The sequence below is a fragment of the Pseudovibrio sp. FO-BEG1 genome (assembly GCF_000236645.1).
Lineage (GTDB): Bacteria > Pseudomonadota > Alphaproteobacteria > Rhizobiales > Stappiaceae > Pseudovibrio.
In genome coordinates, this window is the sequence record NC_016642.1 from 3,735,093 (window position 1) to 3,751,879 (window position 16,787).

At 52.2% G+C, this 16,787-nt stretch carries 13 protein-coding genes and 6 tRNA genes; 3 read left to right on the forward strand and 16 right to left on the reverse strand.

Annotated features, from left to right (window positions below):
* Window positions 1–3 precede the first annotated feature (3 nt).
* The 10 genes from nuoF to PSE_RS16765 form a co-directional block, all read right to left on the reverse strand.
* Window positions 4–1,305 carry an NADH-quinone oxidoreductase subunit NuoF gene (gene nuoF / locus PSE_RS16720; protein WP_008546776.1) on the reverse strand — a complete coding sequence of 434 codons (1,302 nt, stop codon included), beginning with the start codon at window positions 1,303–1,305 and terminating at the stop codon, window positions 4–6.
* Between the two features lie 3 nt (window positions 1,306–1,308).
* The gene (gene nuoE, locus PSE_RS16725) at window positions 1,309–2,109 is read right to left on the reverse strand and encodes an NADH-quinone oxidoreductase subunit NuoE (protein ID WP_014285951.1); all 801 of its coding nucleotides are present in this window, start codon (window positions 2,107–2,109) and stop codon (window positions 1,309–1,311) included.
* Window positions 2,109–3,293, reverse strand: a complete 1,185-nt coding sequence (locus tag PSE_RS16730; protein WP_041768633.1) for an NADH-quinone oxidoreductase subunit D — start codon at window positions 3,291–3,293, stop codon at window positions 2,109–2,111. Before PSE_RS16730 ends, nuoE begins: the two co-directional genes overlap by 1 nt.
* Before the next feature lie 14 nt (window positions 3,294–3,307).
* Window positions 3,308–3,910, reverse strand: coding sequence for an NADH-quinone oxidoreductase subunit C (locus PSE_RS16735; RefSeq protein WP_008546747.1), 603 nt, complete (start codon window positions 3,908–3,910; stop codon window positions 3,308–3,310).
* Window positions 3,911–4,009: 99 nt separating this feature from the next.
* The gene (locus tag PSE_RS16740) at window positions 4,010–4,594 is read right to left on the reverse strand and encodes an NADH-quinone oxidoreductase subunit B family protein (protein ID WP_008546978.1); all 585 of its coding nucleotides are present in this window, start codon (window positions 4,592–4,594) and stop codon (window positions 4,010–4,012) included.
* The gene (locus tag PSE_RS16745) at window positions 4,585–4,950 is read right to left on the reverse strand and encodes an NADH-quinone oxidoreductase subunit A (RefSeq protein WP_008547103.1); all 366 of its coding nucleotides are present in this window, start codon (window positions 4,948–4,950) and stop codon (window positions 4,585–4,587) included. The genes PSE_RS16740 and PSE_RS16745 overlap by 10 nt, the downstream gene beginning before the upstream one ends.
* 675 nt (window positions 4,951–5,625) lie before the next feature.
* Window positions 5,626–5,702, reverse strand: a tRNA-Asp gene (locus tag PSE_RS16750).
* A gap of 47 nt (window positions 5,703–5,749) precedes the next feature.
* A tRNA-Asp gene (locus PSE_RS16755) sits at window positions 5,750–5,826 on the reverse strand.
* A 45-nt stretch (window positions 5,827–5,871) separates the two neighbouring features.
* Window positions 5,872–5,948, reverse strand: a tRNA-Asp gene (locus PSE_RS16760).
* Between the two features lie 59 nt (window positions 5,949–6,007).
* Window positions 6,008–6,084, reverse strand: a tRNA-Asp gene (locus PSE_RS16765).
* Window positions 6,085–6,463: 379 nt separating this feature from the next.
* Here PSE_RS16765 and PSE_RS16770 point away from each other — a divergent pair.
* From PSE_RS16770 to PSE_RS16780, 3 genes are all read left to right on the forward strand, one after another.
* Window positions 6,464–7,582 carry a peptidoglycan-binding protein gene (locus PSE_RS16770; protein WP_014285953.1) on the forward strand — a complete coding sequence of 373 codons (1,119 nt, stop codon included), beginning with the start codon at window positions 6,464–6,466 and terminating at the stop codon, window positions 7,580–7,582.
* Between the two features lie 184 nt (window positions 7,583–7,766).
* On the forward strand, window positions 7,767–9,029 hold the full coding sequence (locus PSE_RS16775) for a hypothetical protein (protein ID WP_014285954.1): 1,263 nt from the start codon (window positions 7,767–7,769) through the stop codon (window positions 9,027–9,029).
* Window positions 9,030–9,286: 257 nt separating this feature from the next.
* Window positions 9,287–10,528: a peptidoglycan-binding protein gene (locus PSE_RS16780; RefSeq protein WP_041768634.1), complete on the forward strand. Its 1,242-nt coding sequence runs from the start codon at window positions 9,287–9,289 to the stop codon at window positions 10,526–10,528.
* An 86-nt stretch (window positions 10,529–10,614) separates the two neighbouring features.
* On the opposite strand, the gene PSE_RS16785 is transcribed toward PSE_RS16780, so the two are convergent.
* The 6 genes from PSE_RS16785 to clpX form a co-directional block, all read right to left on the reverse strand.
* On the reverse strand, window positions 10,615–11,097 hold the full coding sequence (locus tag PSE_RS16785) for a hypothetical protein (RefSeq protein ID WP_051125930.1): 483 nt from the start codon (window positions 11,095–11,097) through the stop codon (window positions 10,615–10,617).
* Between the two features lie 428 nt (window positions 11,098–11,525).
* Window positions 11,526–11,601 (reverse strand) — tRNA-Val (locus PSE_RS16790).
* Window positions 11,602–11,633: 32 nt separating this feature from the next.
* A tRNA-Val gene (locus PSE_RS16795) sits at window positions 11,634–11,709 on the reverse strand.
* 257 nt (window positions 11,710–11,966) lie between these two features.
* Entirely contained in the window at window positions 11,967–12,242 is a 276-nt protein-coding gene (locus PSE_RS16800) for an HU family DNA-binding protein (RefSeq protein WP_008546789.1), read from the reverse strand.
* A 191-nt stretch (window positions 12,243–12,433) separates the two neighbouring features.
* A complete protein-coding gene (gene lon, locus PSE_RS16805) occupies window positions 12,434–14,863 on the reverse strand; it encodes an endopeptidase La (protein ID WP_008547296.1) in 2,430 nt (809 codons plus the stop codon).
* Between the two features lie 460 nt (window positions 14,864–15,323).
* A complete protein-coding gene (gene clpX / locus PSE_RS16810; RefSeq protein ID WP_008547232.1) occupies window positions 15,324–16,589 on the reverse strand; it encodes an ATP-dependent Clp protease ATP-binding subunit ClpX in 1,266 nt (421 codons plus the stop codon).
* Window positions 16,590–16,787: the final 198 nt, after the last annotated feature.

Genomic DNA, 16,787 nt, shown 5'->3' on the forward strand with positions numbered 1-16,787 from the left:
CCCCTACTCCGCAGCGATTTTGTCGGTCGGTGTACGGTGCTTGGCAACGTACTGGTCGATCCGGTCTTCAATCACAGGGCGGAAGTTTTTGATCAAACCCTGAATAGGCCATGCAGCCGCATCACCCAGCGCGCAGATCGTATGACCTTCCACCTGCTTGGTAACTTTGAACAGCATGTCAATTTCGTCGTAAGAGCTCTCGCCCTTGACCATCCGCTCCATCACGCGCCACATCCAGCCCGTACCTTCACGGCACGGCGTACACTGACCGCAGCTTTCGTGCTTGTAGAAGTAGGACAGACGGGCAATCGCTTTGATGATGTCGGTGGAGTTGTCCATCACGATCACGGCAGCTGTACCCAGCGAGGAGCCAACTTCACGCAGACCGTCAAAGTCCATCTTCGCATCACGGATGTCTTCGCCCTTCACACAAGGAACAGAAGAACCACCCGGAATAACCGCCAGCAGATTGTCCCAGCCGCCGCGGATACCACCGCAGTGCTTTTCAATCAGCTCCTTGAAGGAAATGCCCATCGCTTCTTCAACGGTACAAGGCTTGTTCACGTGTCCGGAAACACAGAACAGCTTGGTACCAGCGTTGTTTTCACGACCAATGCCGGAGAACCATGCACCACCGCGCTTCAGAATAGTCGGCGCAACAGCAATGGATTCCACGTTGTTCACTGTGGTTGGGCAGCCGTAGATACCCATGTTCGCAGGAAACGGAGGCTTCAGACGCGGCTGACCTTTTTTACCTTCAAGGCTTTCCAGCAGTGCAGTTTCCTCACCGCAGATATAAGCCCCTGCACCGTGGTGCACGTAGATATCAAAGTCGTAGCCGTTCTTGTTGTTCTTGCCGATCAGGCCAGCATCATAAGCCTGATCAATCGCAGCCTGCAGGCGTTCACGCTCACGAATGAACTCACCGCGTACGTAGATGTAAGCCGCAATAGCACCCATCGCGAAACCAGCAAGCAGACAACCCTCAACCAGATGGTGAGGATCGTGACGCATGATTTCACGGTCTTTACAGGTGCCCGGCTCGGACTCATCCGCGTTGACCACGAGATAGGCCGGACGACCATCGCTTTCCTTCGGCATGAAGGACCACTTCAGACCGGTTGGGAAGCCCGCACCACCACGACCACGAAGACCGGAGGTCTTCATTTCGTCGATGATCCAGTCACGACCTTTTTCAATGATTTCTTTGGTACCAGACCATGATCCGCGCTGACGGGCTCCTTCGAGCCCCCAATCATGCAGACCATAGATATTGGTGAAGATACGATCGGAATCGTTCAGCATCGCTTACCCCTCACCTTTCGCTTTGGCTTCCTGAGCCTTGCGGTGGCGCTCAACGAACTCCGCAACGCCAGCTTCAGCTGGGCGAGGAACACCCGTGTAACCAGCACCGCCAGTATTCAGAGCAGCACCTGCATGGTGTTTGGACGCAGCATCGGAACCGTCAACAATCACCGCTTCCTGAGGAGCACCTTTTGTGGTGTCTTCAATATTCAGCAATGTAGTTGGACCACCCTCTGGCGCCGCAAAGATGCGATCAACACCCTGAGGGCCCGGCAGAACCGGCTTTCCGCCTGCGATGTCATCAAGAAGCTTCTCGAACTTCTCAACGTCCAGATCCTCATAGAAATCCTTGAAGATCTGCACCATCGGCGCATTCACACAAGCACCAAGGCACTCAACCTCTTCCCAGGAGAAGTTTCCATCTTCGGAAAGTGTGTGAGGTGTCTCAGAAATCTTGCTTTTGCAAACTTTGATAAGCTCTTCAGAACCACGCAGCTGACATGGGGTCGTGCCACACACCTGAATGTGTGCTTTTTTGCCGACCGGCTGCAGCTGGAACATGGTGTAGAAGGTTGCCACTTCCAGAACACGGATGCGAGGCATATCGAGCATTTCAGAGATCACGCGGATCGCTGGCTCGGTCACCCAACCAACCTGTTCCTGAGCGCGCCACAGAATAGGCACGACAGCAGAAGCCTGACGTCCTTCCGGGTAACGCTCGATGACCTTTTTCGCCCACTCCAGGTTTTCTGGAGAGAACTCAAAAGACTCTGGCTGTTCGTGATGAAGACGACGCACTGACATTACCGGTCAATCTCCCCAAATACGATATCGATGGAACCGATGACAGCGGCAACGTCAGCCAACATATGGCCGCGGCACAGGTAATCCAACGCCTGCAGGTGAGCAAAGCCAGGAGCCTTGATCTTGCAGCGGTAAGGCTTGTTGGTTCCATCAGAAACGAGATACACGCCGAATTCGCCTTTTGGCGCCTCAACGGCTGCATAAATCTCGCCCTCAGGAACTTTATAGCCTTCGGTGTAAAGCTTGAAGTGGTGGATCAGAGCTTCCATGGAGCGCTTCATTTCTCCGCGCTTCGGAGGAACCACCTTACCATCAGTAGAAGAAACAGGACCTGTTTCCTTACCCAGCATCTCCAGACACTGCTTCATGATACGCACAGACTGGTGCATCTCGAACATGCGGATCAGGTAACGGTCATAACAATCGCCGTTCTTGCCGATTGCGATGTCGAATTCCATTTCATCGTAGCACTCATAAGGCTGCGACTTACGCAAATCCCATTTTGCGCCGGAACCACGAACCATCACACCGGAGAAGCCCATTGCCCAGGCTTCATCAAGATCAACAACGCCGATATCAACGTTACGCTGCTTGAAGATACGGTTATCGGTCAGAAGACCTTCAATGTCGTCGAGAGTTTTGAGGAACGGATCACACCAGTTCCACATATCATCGAGCAGATCCTGTGGCAGATCCTGGTGAACACCACCCGGACGCACATAAGCCGCGTGCATACGCGCACCACAACCACGCTCATAGAAACCCATGAGTTCTTCGCGAGGCTCAAAGCCCCACAGTGGCGGTGTCAACGCACCAACGTCCATCGCCTGTGTGGTCACGTTCAGCAAGTGTGACAGCAGACGTCCGATTTCGGAATAAAGCACACGGATCAGCTGACCGCGCTTAGGCACTTCAATGCCCAGCAGGCGCTCAACAGCAAGAGCATACGCATGCTCCTGGTTCATCGGTGCCACATAGTCCAGACGATCGAAGTAAGGCACAGCCTGAAGATAGGTCTTGTGCTCGATCAGCTTTTCAGTACCCCGGTGCAGCAGACCGATATGCGGGTCAACGCGAGTGACCACCTCACCGTCCAGTTCAAGAACCAGACGAAGCACACCGTGCGCCGCAGGGTGCTGCGGACCAAAGTTAATATTAAAGTTTCGTACCTGAGCCTCAGCCATTCTCTACCCGTGCCTCAGTTCGATGCTTTTTCATCACCAGGAAGCACGTAGTCAGTGCCTTCCCATGGTGAGAGGAAATCAAAACTACGGAATTCCTGAGTAAGCTGCACAGGCTCATAAACAACACGCTTCTTGGTGTCGTCGTAACGAACCTCTACATAACCTGTCAGAGGAAAATCCTTGCGAAGCGGGAAACCGTCAAAACCGTAGTCGGTCAGCAAGCGCCGCAGATCAGGGTTACCGGTGAACAGAATGCCGTACATGTCGTAGGCTTCACGTTCAAACCATTCAGCGCCCTTGAAAATGGAAATCACAGACGGAACCGGAGTGGTTTCGTCTGTCTGAACCTTCACGCGGATGCGCAGGTTCTGAACAGGGGAAAGCAGGTGGTACACAACGTCAAAACGTTTTTCCCGAGCCGGCCAGTCCACACCGCAAATATCAACCAATGCTATAAAACCGCACCGCGCGTCATCGCGCAGGAAACGCAGAACATTGATAATCTGGTCATGGGACACATTAAGAGTGAGATCGCCATAAGCAACCGACCAGCTCTCAACTTTGTCTCCAAGCGTTAGCTCGATAAATTCACCGAGTTCGCTAAGCGTCTCGTCCATTACCTTGTTTCCTATAGGTTGGACATCTCACAAACGGCAGGGAAACCCTTGCCAGCAATGTCGATAAGGCCGTGCACCCATCAGCGCACGACCTGTAAATCATCTTTCGATCGTACCCGTGCGACGGATCTTTTTCTGCAGCAGCAGCACACCGTAAAGCAGCGCTTCAGCAGTTGGAGGACAACCCGGCACATAGATGTCAACCGGAACAACCCGGTCACAACCGCGCACAACAGAATAGGAATAGTGGTAGTAACCGCCGCCGTTCGCGCAGGATCCCATGGAAATCACATAGCGAGGCTCTGGCATCTGGTCATAAACCTTGCGCAGCGCAGGTGCCATCTTGTTGGTCAGTGTACCTGCAACAATCATCACGTCAGACTGACGTGGGGAGCCACGAGGAGCAAAGCCGAAACGCTCTGCGTCATAACGCGGCATCGACATTTGCATCATTTCCACTGCACAACAGGCAAGACCAAACGTCATCCACATGAGAGAACCGGTACGTGCCCACTGAATCAGGCTTTCACTGGAAGTAACCAGAAAGCCTTTGTCAGAAAGCTCGTTGTTCACATTCATGAAGAATGGATCATTCTCGCCCACCGGGCGACCTGTGTTGGGATCGATGATCCCTTTTGGAGCTTGAGAGACAAGAGGCTTGGAGCCGTCAGAGATCAATCCCATTCCAGCGCTCCCTTCTTCCATTCATAGATGAACCCAATCGTGAGCACGCCCAGGAAGATCATCATGGAGACGAAGCCGAACCAGCCCAGATCACCAAAGGCAACAGCCCAAGGGAAGAGGAAAGCAACTTCGAGGTCAAAGATGATGAAGAGGATCGATACCAGATAAAACCGGATGTCGAATTTCATACGCGCGTCATCAAAGGCGTTGAAACCACACTCGTAAGCAGAGAGCTTTTCAGAATCCGGGTTCTTGAAAGCAACAATGAACGGGGCGATGAGAAGCGCGAGGCCAATAACGAGGGCAACACCGATAAAGACGACAATCGGGATGTACTCCCTGAGGAGGTCTTCCATTTGAATATCCGTCCCTGGACGTAACAGGTCATGCGACCAATAAAACTCTTGGTGCACTGCACACACTGCAGAAAGTAGGGCGTAAGGATAGGAAGGACACCCTAGGATCCGGTGTATCTAGTCGCACCGCAACGCACGATTAGCTTAGCCCCACAATCTGCGCAAGACCTTACAACGGAGTAAATCGGGTAGGAAAGAGTGCCTTACGCCACGAGAAGATCACATTCTCGTAAGGCGGGCACAAAAAAACCGCTAAAAACCTAGAGATATATATTATGAGTAAAATACTCATATTAAAATAGAAAAATGACGATTTCTAACAATTGCTTGGGAAAACTACTCAAGGCTTAAAATTAAACACTAAAACAGGCACAATTTCCTGCGTAGTTCCACGTAAATAGTCAAAATGTCTCAATTGAAGAGTCGCCCTTCAATACCCATGAGGTAGTGACACCGGTCTTCATTTTAAACACCTGCCTTAGAAAAATTTTTAGCTAAATCCGCAAAGCAACGCAGCTCCCCTGCCCTAAATGTAAGACAGCAAAATACCCTTAAATTACAATAATTAAAAACAATAGGGAAATAAAGGAAAGATCATTGGAAGCTGAGCCTAGATACACGAAAGCACGGCGCGCTATTCAAAGCGATCACCGTGCTTTTCGTAGTAAATGAAAGTGGCGCGAGTGACGGGGCTCGAACCCGCGACCTCCGGCGTGACAGGCCGGCACTCTAACCAACTGAGCTACACCCGCAACTCTCATTTATATGGTCGTTATAGCAGCAACTTCTCAAAGAGAAGTGGCGCGAGTGACGGGGCTCGAACCCGCGACCTCCGGCGTGACAGGCCGGCACTCTAACCAACTGAGCTACACCCGCAGCTATAACTTAACGCTCGGACTGAACACCTCTCCCAAAAGGAAGTGGCGCGAGTGACGGGGCTCGAACCCGCGACCTCCGGCGTGACAGGCCGGCACTCTAACCAACTGAGCTACACCCGCTCAATCCAAACTACCTTCAACAACACCTTGTTACCGTAGCACCACCCTCCGAAGAAAAGTGGCGCGAGTGACGGGGCTCGAACCCGCGACCTCCGGCGTGACAGGCCGGCACTCTAACCAACTGAGCTACACCCGCTTGGGTCAGCAACGTTGTGTCGTTGTTGGTGGCGCTGATGTACGGCGGGGGCGGGTCCAAGTCAAGCACCGTTGGATGCAGTTTGCGAGTTTTTCCTGAATAACCTGTTTTCACTGTGAAAATTGGCCTCTGAAAGCCCTCAGATGTGGAAAACAAGGCCGCGAAATAGGCATTTTATCCCCTTCTGGACTCAAGGATATTTCGCCTGACTTCGAAAAAAATCTTTTTTGCCGTCCATGAAATTTCGAAAACCGCCTCAAAAAAGTCAAATCTCGTAATTCTACTTAGTCTGGGGCGGCTTCCGCGATACACTTTTCGCGATCATCACAGCCAAAAAACAAAAAAGTCGACAGTCCAATTCATTTTAAGGACCGGTTTTATGGGCACATTTTTCAAAACGCTTGCTCTCGTAGCAACAACAGCTGTCGTAGCACCATCACTTGCACAGGCAGACACTGGGGACTTCATCATCGGCCTTGGCGTAGGCGCCATCGGAAAGACGATCATCGATCATGCCACCAGCGAGCAGCAACCCTCGCAAGTGGTGAACGCACAGCCGCAGCCACCACACAGCGTTCCGCGCATCCCAAGCCAGCAAACAGTCGCGCTCAGCCGCATTCAGCTCAAAGACGTCCAGTATCGTCTCAACCTGCTTGGATACAACGCCGGCTTCCCCGATGGTGTCGCCGGCAAACGCACCCTGCGCGCCATCGGCAAGTTCCAGCACTCTCTTGGTTATGTGGCCACCGGGCACCTCACCTCTTCTCAGCTGGAAGCACTTTACGCCCGCACCATAAAGGTACGTCGCCCCAAGACGCAGATCGATCAGGCACAGCCCTCCCTGGTTAAACCGCCCCTGCCCCAGTCCAATCCGGGCGGATACACGGAAGCTGAAAAGGCAACCGCCAGACTTCCCAAAGAGAGCAAACTTGCGCTAGACTCGAAAAACCCACCCAACATCTACGGGATGGTCACTGGCATGCGCAGTGACAGAACAGCCGATCTGCTGAAAACAGAAGGCTATGAGGAATGCGTTGAAACCACCGGCCTCACAATCTGCGAAAAAACCTCCAAGAACCTGGAGGAAACAGTCAGCGTCGTCAAAGTCGGGAAAGTCATCTACGGCATCTCCCGGAATGTCAGCTTCAAAACAGCTGCCCCACGCTCAGCTGTGCTGACCAAGCTTGCAGAAGCCTATCCCAACCTCACCCGCTTTAAGAAGATGGCAACCTCAACCTCGAAAAGTTGTCTCGAACGCTACACCGGAGATGCCAACAGCCTGCTCGCCACAGCTGAAGCCAATCCATCCGATCCAGAAACGCTCCTGACACTGACCGAGAATTGCCGGAACTTCTACGCCATTGAGCTGGAAGGCAGCCGCAATCTCAAATCCATGAGCATCGTGCTTTACGACGGCTATCCGATCCAGCTCGCAGAGGAAAAGCAAACCGGCATCTTTCAGACCAAATCAGAAGCCGCAGATGAACTGAAGTTCTGAGTACTGTCCTTTTCTACGAAGTCTTGTGTTGGCCCCATTCTCCGGCGGCCAACACAAACAGCCCGCGCCCTGTCAGGAGTACCTCCCCACAACCGAGAGATTATTCCTGCTGCATGCACAGTTAAAGTAACTCCCGGAATTCATTTCTGCCCACCTGCATTTATGACCCTTCGGGAGCTCCAATATGATGAGAATAAAAGCGCTGGCTCTGCTGGCCGCCTACTGCCTGTGCATCACCCCGGCCCTTTCTGAAAAGTTGTATAAGCTAAAAGAGTTCAAACCTGACGTCTCATACATCGCAACATCATACTCCTTCCCATTCCTCGCCAATGAAATTGTGGCCGAAAGTTATGATGCCAACGGACATCCAGGTTACATTCTCGTCGCCTCAGATTCAGCAAACAACCTTGTCATCTCCACCTGGCAATCTGATGTCGCAACTCCAGTAGACCTCGTAGAACGCAGCAAAGCCCGCAGTGTCTCCATCGCGAAAATCGACGACACACACTTCATCACACCGATTATCGATGGAGATAACAAACTCAGAGTGATGCTCTGGAAAATAACTGGTAACGGGACCATCACATATCGCGGTTTTCGCTCCGGCCCGGAAGTTACAGAGGTAACCTCTGCAAGCTCCGGTTCAGCAGCTATGGTCGTCGCTCAACGCAAAAACGGAACACTATTTGCACAAGCCTTCAAGCTGAAGCAGGCGGAAGACATTCCCACCGAAAAAGCACTCCACCGCCGTGGTATTTATGAGTTTGCGGGCAATGCAGATCAACTTGCCCTGAGCGATGGAACTGCAAACCTGCTCGCTTTTCGAGACAGCGATGGGAAGTTGAGAATAACACGCTTGCGCAAGCGCCAGGACGCAACAGTAATCGAGCGCGGCCCTACTTGGGTGGCAGGAGCAATACAGAAAGCCACTATCACAGCTGCAGACGGCAGCCCTAATGGCCGATGGATCACCCTCACCACAAGCGAAGGCCCCAGTGAGTTCAAGACTGGACACAGATGCCTGGGACAGACAATACACAAAGAACCCCACGGACGCGGAAAGCTCATCGAATGGGACATAGGAACAGACGGCACCCAACTCCTGCGTCGCGGAGCAGATCGTGAGTTTCAGGGCAGCGGCGGTGTAGCGAAGGAAGTCGCTGTCGAAGTCATCGGCAATGGCAACTATCTGGTCAGCAGCCACCTGGGCTTTGATACGTTCTGCAAACGCAACCCAAAGAACCGAGGCAAACAGCGCATGGAAGTCCACTTATGGGATCACGCAGGAACCACCTATGACAAAGACGCCTCAGGTCGTATCAACGGCAAATACTACGACGTCTCTATCGCTGAGTTTCACCCTATCCGAAACTACGACGCCAACTTCGTCGTCGCCCTCATCGGTGAAAACCAACAAGTCAAACTCTCCATCTGGGGCGTGAAGTAGCACCAGCAAAGCAAGCCCTACAATCAGCTCTGGATTTGTCCCCAGCCGCCGAACATGCTTTAAAGCGCAAATCTCCCAAACCAAATATTGAGTTGGGAGATTCGCGAAGGCGACGGTTTAGCGCGGCCATCATTCAACCCAAGCGCGATTTCATTCAAATATTCAACTTACAATTTATTATAGTTTGAGATAAATGTACGGCAGCGAGTTCTTTCTCTCCGCTTCTTTAAGTTTATTGATACGTGCAAGGCAAAAATATGCGCAAAACGACAAAGCTTACTTCAGCTCTCTGCCTCTCTTTAGCAATCAGCGCCACATCTGCTCGCGCAGGCTCTGAAGATTTCATCTTCGGCCTCGGCGCAGGCATCATCGGCAGCGCGATTGTAAATGGTGCCAAAAAGAACAATGCAAATCAAGCACAGCCAGCACAGCGCAAAGCCACACGAAAAAGAAGCAACTATTCAGCTGAAACTCAGGACGTGCAGGCACGCCTGAACATGCTCGGCTTTGATGCCGGCACACCGGACGGCGTTTCCGGTCGCCGCACACGCAACGCAATCCGCCAGTTCCAGATTTCAATCGGCGCACCAGCCAGCGGAAAGCTCAACAACAGTCAGATTGCCAAGCTGTATGAACTGACTTCACCACAACAGGCCGCACCAGCAGCCCCTGTTTCAGCAACCGTGCCTGCTCCCGCTGTCAACACAGTCGTTGTTCCAGTCGCAACAGCAGCCCCTGCACAAGGCGGCTCCCTTGCACCAACACCAGTATCATCTGTGGTTCCAACACCGGGTCTGCCAACACGCCTGGTCAACATCACAGTTCCAGCTGCTGCATCCAACGTCACCAACAACACGCAGATCATCGCTGTGACAGCAAATGCACCAGCGAAGAACGAAACAAAGGTCACAGCGACCACCTCCAAACGCATGGCACTCGACCCTGCTAACCTGCCAGCCATCCACGGTCTGACAGTGGAACGCTTTGAGCATGACGTAAAAGGCCTACTGGAGAAGGTTGGCTACAAAGACTGTGTAGTAGAAGAAACGAAGACCGCCTGCTCGCTTGAAAAAGACTCTCTGACCGAAACCGTCAGTGTTCTGACACAGGACGAGAAAATCTACGGCCTGCAGCGCGAAGTCAGCTTCAAGAACCCAGCACCACGCGCAGCAATCATGGGCAAGCTTCTGGAGGCCTACCCTGTTCTCTCTCACTATGAGAACATGACCGCATCTGAAGACAAAACCTGCCGCATCACCTACCTCAACAACAGCGGTGAACTGCTGAAAGAAGCACTGGCAAAGCCAGCCCAACCAGAAGCCCTGCGCCAACTCTCTGACAATTGCACCGACTATCACAGTCTGGAAGTGTTCGGCGAAGACACTGTCAGCGGTCTGCGTCTGGTGTTCTACAGCAGCCAGCCAATCAAAGACGCGATTGAAAACCGCAAAGGCGTGTTCCAGATCTCTTCAAAATCAGCTCAGGATCTGACCTTCTAAAAGATCATCAGAACCTACACACAAAAAAGGCGGAGCACAGTGCTCCGCCTTTTCTTTTGCAGTGAACTTAATCACGTATCAGCCAATCACCAACCGTGACGGTAGCGGACCACCAGAGCGGTCATGAAGCCGAAGAGCATGTGACCAACCAAGGAAGCCCATGTCAGCTGGATAAAGCCGAGGAACGGTGGCAGGCCAGCAAAGATGTGCGCCATGATGTAAAGCGCGAACACCCAAAGACCAACACCGTAGCAAAGACCAACAATCCACCATGGCAGCGGCGGAATGATCACGCGCGCCAGCGGACGGGCAATATAAACGTAACCCAGTGGATAGAAGACAACGCCAACAACGGCGTGAATGACCTCAGCCCAGAACAGGTTTCTGAAGCCGAACACAGACTGCACAAGCGCAGCTGGCTGAAGAGGACCACCAACCCAGAACGGCGTAATATAACGCGCCCAGATCTCCCAGCTCACATCAGCAACGATGCCAGCCAGAATGATGGTGACCAAGGTATGCCACACAAGTGGCGGACAGATGGGATGCTTATGACTTGAACCACTCATACGGCGCATGCCTCCACGTAGTTATACTTGTTTGCTATACGGAGTTAAAAACCATCTCGGCTCGAACTGGTGTTATCTACGACACACTTAGCCGATCAATAACAGCTCAAGTACACGTGACGGTGGATTGATCGAGATCAACCAGTGAAAACGCGCACTCCAACCCAAAACCGCTTTGAAAAGCAAAATTCAAAAACACGTTCTGGGACCAAACTCCACAAACCACTACCAGAAGCTTAGCCAGAAGATCCTGAGATCATCCTTTGGTTTTTGCTCAGATTAGTCCCCTTCCCTACAGCGTTGAGAAACCAAGAGCCGTAAGGCGCCCTTAAGCTTAATGGAGCAGCCCTCGATAATTTTCGGGAGGTCAGACAACAAAAAAGCCTCCGCGGATCTCCGGGAGACTTGGCATCCTCTTGAAAGAGGAATGGTGGGCGATGAGAGACTCGAACTCCCGACATCTTCGGTGTAAACGAAGCGCTCTACCAACTGAGCTAATCGCCCATCCAGGCGCGTTGAACATTCCTTAAAGAGAATGGTGGGCGATGAGAGACTCGAACTCCCGACATCTTCGGTGTAAACGAAGCGCTCTACCAACTGAGCTAATCGCCCCCGCTAGGGTGGTACGCCGTGTGGCGTGGGGAGCTATTTAGCCGCCCTCCCTACCCTTGGCAAGTCCTGAAATTGAAAAAAACGACATTACCAGCAAAAAACTTGAGCCAGTCACCGATCCTGTGAATTACCTGATTAAACAAAGGCTTGTCTGCACAGCCAAAAATCGGAAGCCCACCTGAAATTCGCGCATAAAAAAAGCCCCTGCCGCTCCAATGAGCAACAGGGACTTTTCAACCCAAAACGAACAAGCCCAATTAGGCGTTGACCGCGTCCTTCAGGCCTTTACCAGCTTTAAATTTCGGCGTCTTGGAAGCCGGAATCTGAATGGTTTCGCCTGTGCGTGGATTACGGCCTTCAGTTGCCGCACGAGCGGAAACGGAAAAGTTGCCAAATCCGATGATCCGAACTTCATCGCCGCTCTTCAGGGTTTCAGTGATTGCCTCGAAAGATGCTTCTACTGCTTCGCCTGCCTGTGCTTTGGTCAAGCCAGTTTTTTCTGCAACGGCCCCGATCAGATCATTCTTGTTCATGACAGTCCCTTTCTAAAATAACGTGGGGAATGCTTTAGATTCGCGCTGCACTCCTGAATCGGACATTCGTGCGAAAATGCGTTCAAATCAAGCCGCAAACCGCAGAAAACGGCCATTTCCTGTGTAGTATCAACCAAAAAAAGCCTCGGAACTTGTCCGAGGCTTTTGTATCCACAACCTGACGCTCTGGTTTAGTGGGCAACGACCCCTGAACCCTTGTCATCTTTGACCAATGCTTCTGAGCTGGACTTATCTTCCTCTTCGCTCCATTCGATGGCCTCAGGCATACGAACAAGAGCATGTTCAAGGACTTCGTCCATGCGAGCGACTGGAATAATTTCCAATTCATTCTTCACATTGTCAGGAATGTCAGCTAGATCCTTCGCGTTGTCCGCAGGGATCAGAACCTTCTTAATGCCGCCACGAAGAGCCGCCAGAAGCTTCTCTTTCAGACCTCCGATCGGCAGCACGCGACCACGCAGCGTGATCTCGCCTGTCATCGCCACATCACGACGAACCGGAATACCTGTCATCACAGAAATGACAGTGGTCGCCATGGCGATACCAGCGGATGGACCATCCTTAGGAGTAGCCCCTTCCGGCACGTGAACATGCAGCTCACGCTTGTCGAACAGTGGTGGCTCAATGCCGAAGTCTTCAGAACGGGAACGAACGTAAGACGCAGCTGCGGAGATGGACTCTTTCATCACATCACGCAGGTTGCCGGTTACGGTCATCTTGCCCTTACCTGGCATCATGACACCTTCAATGGTCAGCAGCTCACCGCCAACCTCGGTCCATGCCAGACCGGTGACAACACCAACCTGATCTTCGTCTTCAACCTGACCGAAGCGGAAGCGTGGAACACCGAGGTATTCCTCAACAATGTCCTCATCAACAGAAATGGACTTCTTGTCAGAGGTCAGAATGTCTTTCACAGCCTTACGCGCCAGAGTGTTCATCTCACGCTCAAGGTTACGCACACCGGCTTCACGGGTGTAAAGACGAATGGTCTTCTGCAAAGCGCCATCAGACACTTCAAACTCACCATCCTTCAGACCGTGGTTCTTCACAGCCTTAGGCAGCAAGTGGCGACGGCAGATCTCGATCTTCTCGTCTTCGGTGTAACCAGCAATACGGATGATTTCCATACGGTCCATCAGAGGGCCAGGAATGTTCAGCGTATTGGCGGTGGTCACGAACATGACGTCAGACAGATCGTATTCCACTTCAAGGTAGTGATCCATGAAGCTGCCGTTCTGCTCTGGGTCAAGAACCTCAAGCAGAGCGGAAGATGGATCACCACGGAAATCCATGCCCATCTTGTCGATCTCGTCGAGCAGGAAGAGCGGGTTGGACTTCTTCGCTTTCTTCATGGACTGGATCACCTTACCCGGCATGGAGCCAATGTAAGTGCGGCGGTGACCGCGGATCTCAGCCTCATCACGTACGCCGCCAAGGGACATACGCACGAATTCGCGACCAGTTGCTTTCGCAATGGATTTACCCAGAGAGGTTTTACCAACGCCTGGAGGGCCAACGAGACACAGGATAGGACCGCGCAGCTTGTTCGCGCGCTTCTGCACTGCCAGATACTCGACAATACGCTCCTTGACCTTCTCAAGGCCGTAGTGATCGGTGTCCAGCACCTTCTCAGCCAGCGTCAGGTCGTGCTTCACTTTGGACTTCTTGCCCCAAGGAATGCCGATCAGCCAGTCAAGGTAGTTGCGAACAACGGTTGCTTCCGCAGACATTGGGCTCATCTGCTTCAGCTTCTTCAGCTCAGCATTCGCCTTCTCGCGAGCTTCCTTGGACAGCTTCGTCTTTTCAACGCGCTCTTCCAGCTCAGCAAGTTCGTCGCGGCCGTCTTCACCATCGCCAAGCTCTTTCTGAATGGCCTTCATCTGCTCATTCAGATAGTACTCGCGCTGGGTTTTCTCCATCTGGCGCTTCACGCGGGAGCGGATGCGCTTTTCCACCTGCAGAACGGAGATTTCGCTCTCCATCATGCCCAGCACCTTCTCAAGGCGCTCTGTGACCGCCACAGTGCCAAGCAGCTCCTGCTTGTCCTGGATCTTCACTGCAAGGTGGGATGCAATGGTGTCAGCAAGTTTCGAGAAGTCGTCAATCTGGTTGACGGCGCCGAGAACCTCAGGAGACACTTTTTTGTTCAGCTTCACGTAGTTTTCAAACTCGGAAATCACTGAACGGCCAAGCGCTTCAACCTCAACCTCGTCACCACCAGTCTCATCGAGAATGACAGCTTCCGCTTCATAAAGGTCTTCGCGATCGGTGAACCCGCCGATTTCGGCACGTGCACCACCTTCAACCAAAACCTTTACGGTATTATCAGGCAGCTTCAGCAGCTGCAAAACTGTTGCAAGAGTACCGACCTTATAAATCTGGTCAGTATCCGGATCGTCATCCGCCTCGTTCATCTGGGTGGCAAGCAGGATCTGCTTGTCAGAGTTCATGACCTCTTCCAGAGCACGGATCGATTTCTCGCGCCCTACAAACAGCGGCACGATCATATGAGGGAATACGACGATGTTGCGCAGTGGGAGAACTGGAAATACCGAGCTTTCCGTTTCTTCTACCGGGCGCATTTCATTGTCAGCCATCTCTATTCCTTTCAAAATGCGGCTTTCCAACGAAAGCCACGAAAAAGCGCAACATAAAAATCAACTCGGACCACAAGGCCATTCGAAGAATTTTTGTAAAGGCCGAACCTCCTCGCCCCGGAACGGGCACGAACAAACTCGCCAAGCTGCGAACTAGACCTATTACGTGGAGACACCGCCCCCAAGTGTCAAGCACTCCCCTCTTAAGTCTTTCAGCGATCTGTTGATATTATAAGCTTTTTTCCTGTTGGAAGGAGCGTATAACACCGCCTGACCATCCTCATCCTTAAGCCGGAATGCCTTCCTTTCTGGCCTGATCCGCCGTTTACGCAGAACACTCATTCACCGCATCATGCTAGACGCATGAGACAAAAAATGGGCGGCACTTTTTTCTCAAGTTACCGCCCAAATTAAACTCAACACCTGCGAGCGACGCCAAATGGCTCTTCAATCACCTAGCTTATGCGCTGGTGGCTGAATTCTCCGCACGGTCCTCATAGATGTACAAAGGACGTGCTTCGCCGTCGACGACTTCAGCAGAAATAACAACTTCCTTGACGCCCTTCAGTCCAGGAAGCTCATACATGGTCTCCAGAAGGATCGCCTCAAGGATGGAGCGCAGACCACGTGCACCGGTCTTACGTTCAATCGCCTTGCGGGCAATTGCCTTAAGAGCATCTTCGTGGAAGGTCAGCTCAACATTTTCCATCTCGAAGAGACGCTGATACTGAGCAACCAATGCGTTCTTAGGCTCACGCAGAATTGAAACCAGTGCATCTTCGTCCAGGTCTTCCAGAGTTGCGATCACAGGCAAGCGACCAACAAATTCCGGGATAAGACCGAACTTGAGCAGATCTTCCGGCTCCAGCTCCGCAAACAGCTCACCAGTCTTACGATCTTCCGGCGCCATGACGGACGCAGCAAAACCGATAGAGGTGGAACGACCACGGTCAGAAATGATCTTGTCCAGACCAGCAAACGCACCACCACAGATGAACAGAATGTTCGTGGTGTCCACCTGCAGGAACTCCTGCTGTGGGTGCTTACGACCACCCTGCGGAGGCACAGAAGCAACAGTACCTTCCATGATCTTCAGCAGTGCCTGCTGAACACCTTCACCGGAAACATCGCGGGTGATGGATGGGTTCTCTGCTTTACGCGTAATCTTGTCCACCTCATCGATGTAGACAATACCACGCTGTGCGCGCTCAACATTGTAGTCAGCGGCCTGAAGAAGCTTCAGAATAATATTTTCAACGTCTTCACCAACGTAACCCGCTTCAGTCAGCGTGGTTGCGTCAGCCATTGTAAACGGAACATCCAGAATTCGGGCGAGCGTTTGTGCCAGGTGGGTTTTACCACACCCGGTAGGACCAACCAGCAGGATGTTGGACTTTGCAAGTTCAACATCGTTGTTCTTGGACGCGTGATTCAGGCGCTTGTAGTGGTTGTGCACCGCTACGGACAGAACCTTTTTGGCTCGGCCCTGACCAATCACGTAATCATCCAGAACGCCACGAATTTCCTGAGGTGTCGGGATCCCATCACGAGACTTCACCAGCGAAGATTTGTTTTCTTCGCGAATAATGTCCATGCAGAGTTCGACGCATTCATCACAGATGAACACGGTCGGACCCGCAATCAGCTTACGGACCTCATGCTGGCTTTTTCCGCAAAACGAGCAGTAAAGCGTATTCTTGCTGTCGCTGCCGCTGGCTTTGCTCATGAGATATAACCCCGCATCGTTTCAGGGGACGCAGCCCCTGTTAGAATTCTTAACTCGACAGCGAAATATTCGCCTCGACGTTCTACTGACTTATCGCGTTTTGTGTTCCGCTTCCAGAGGGAAGCTTTGGAAATCACTAATAGCCATTCTCTTATGCGATATTTGGCTCGCAATAATCAACATTCCTTTAAGCCCCGC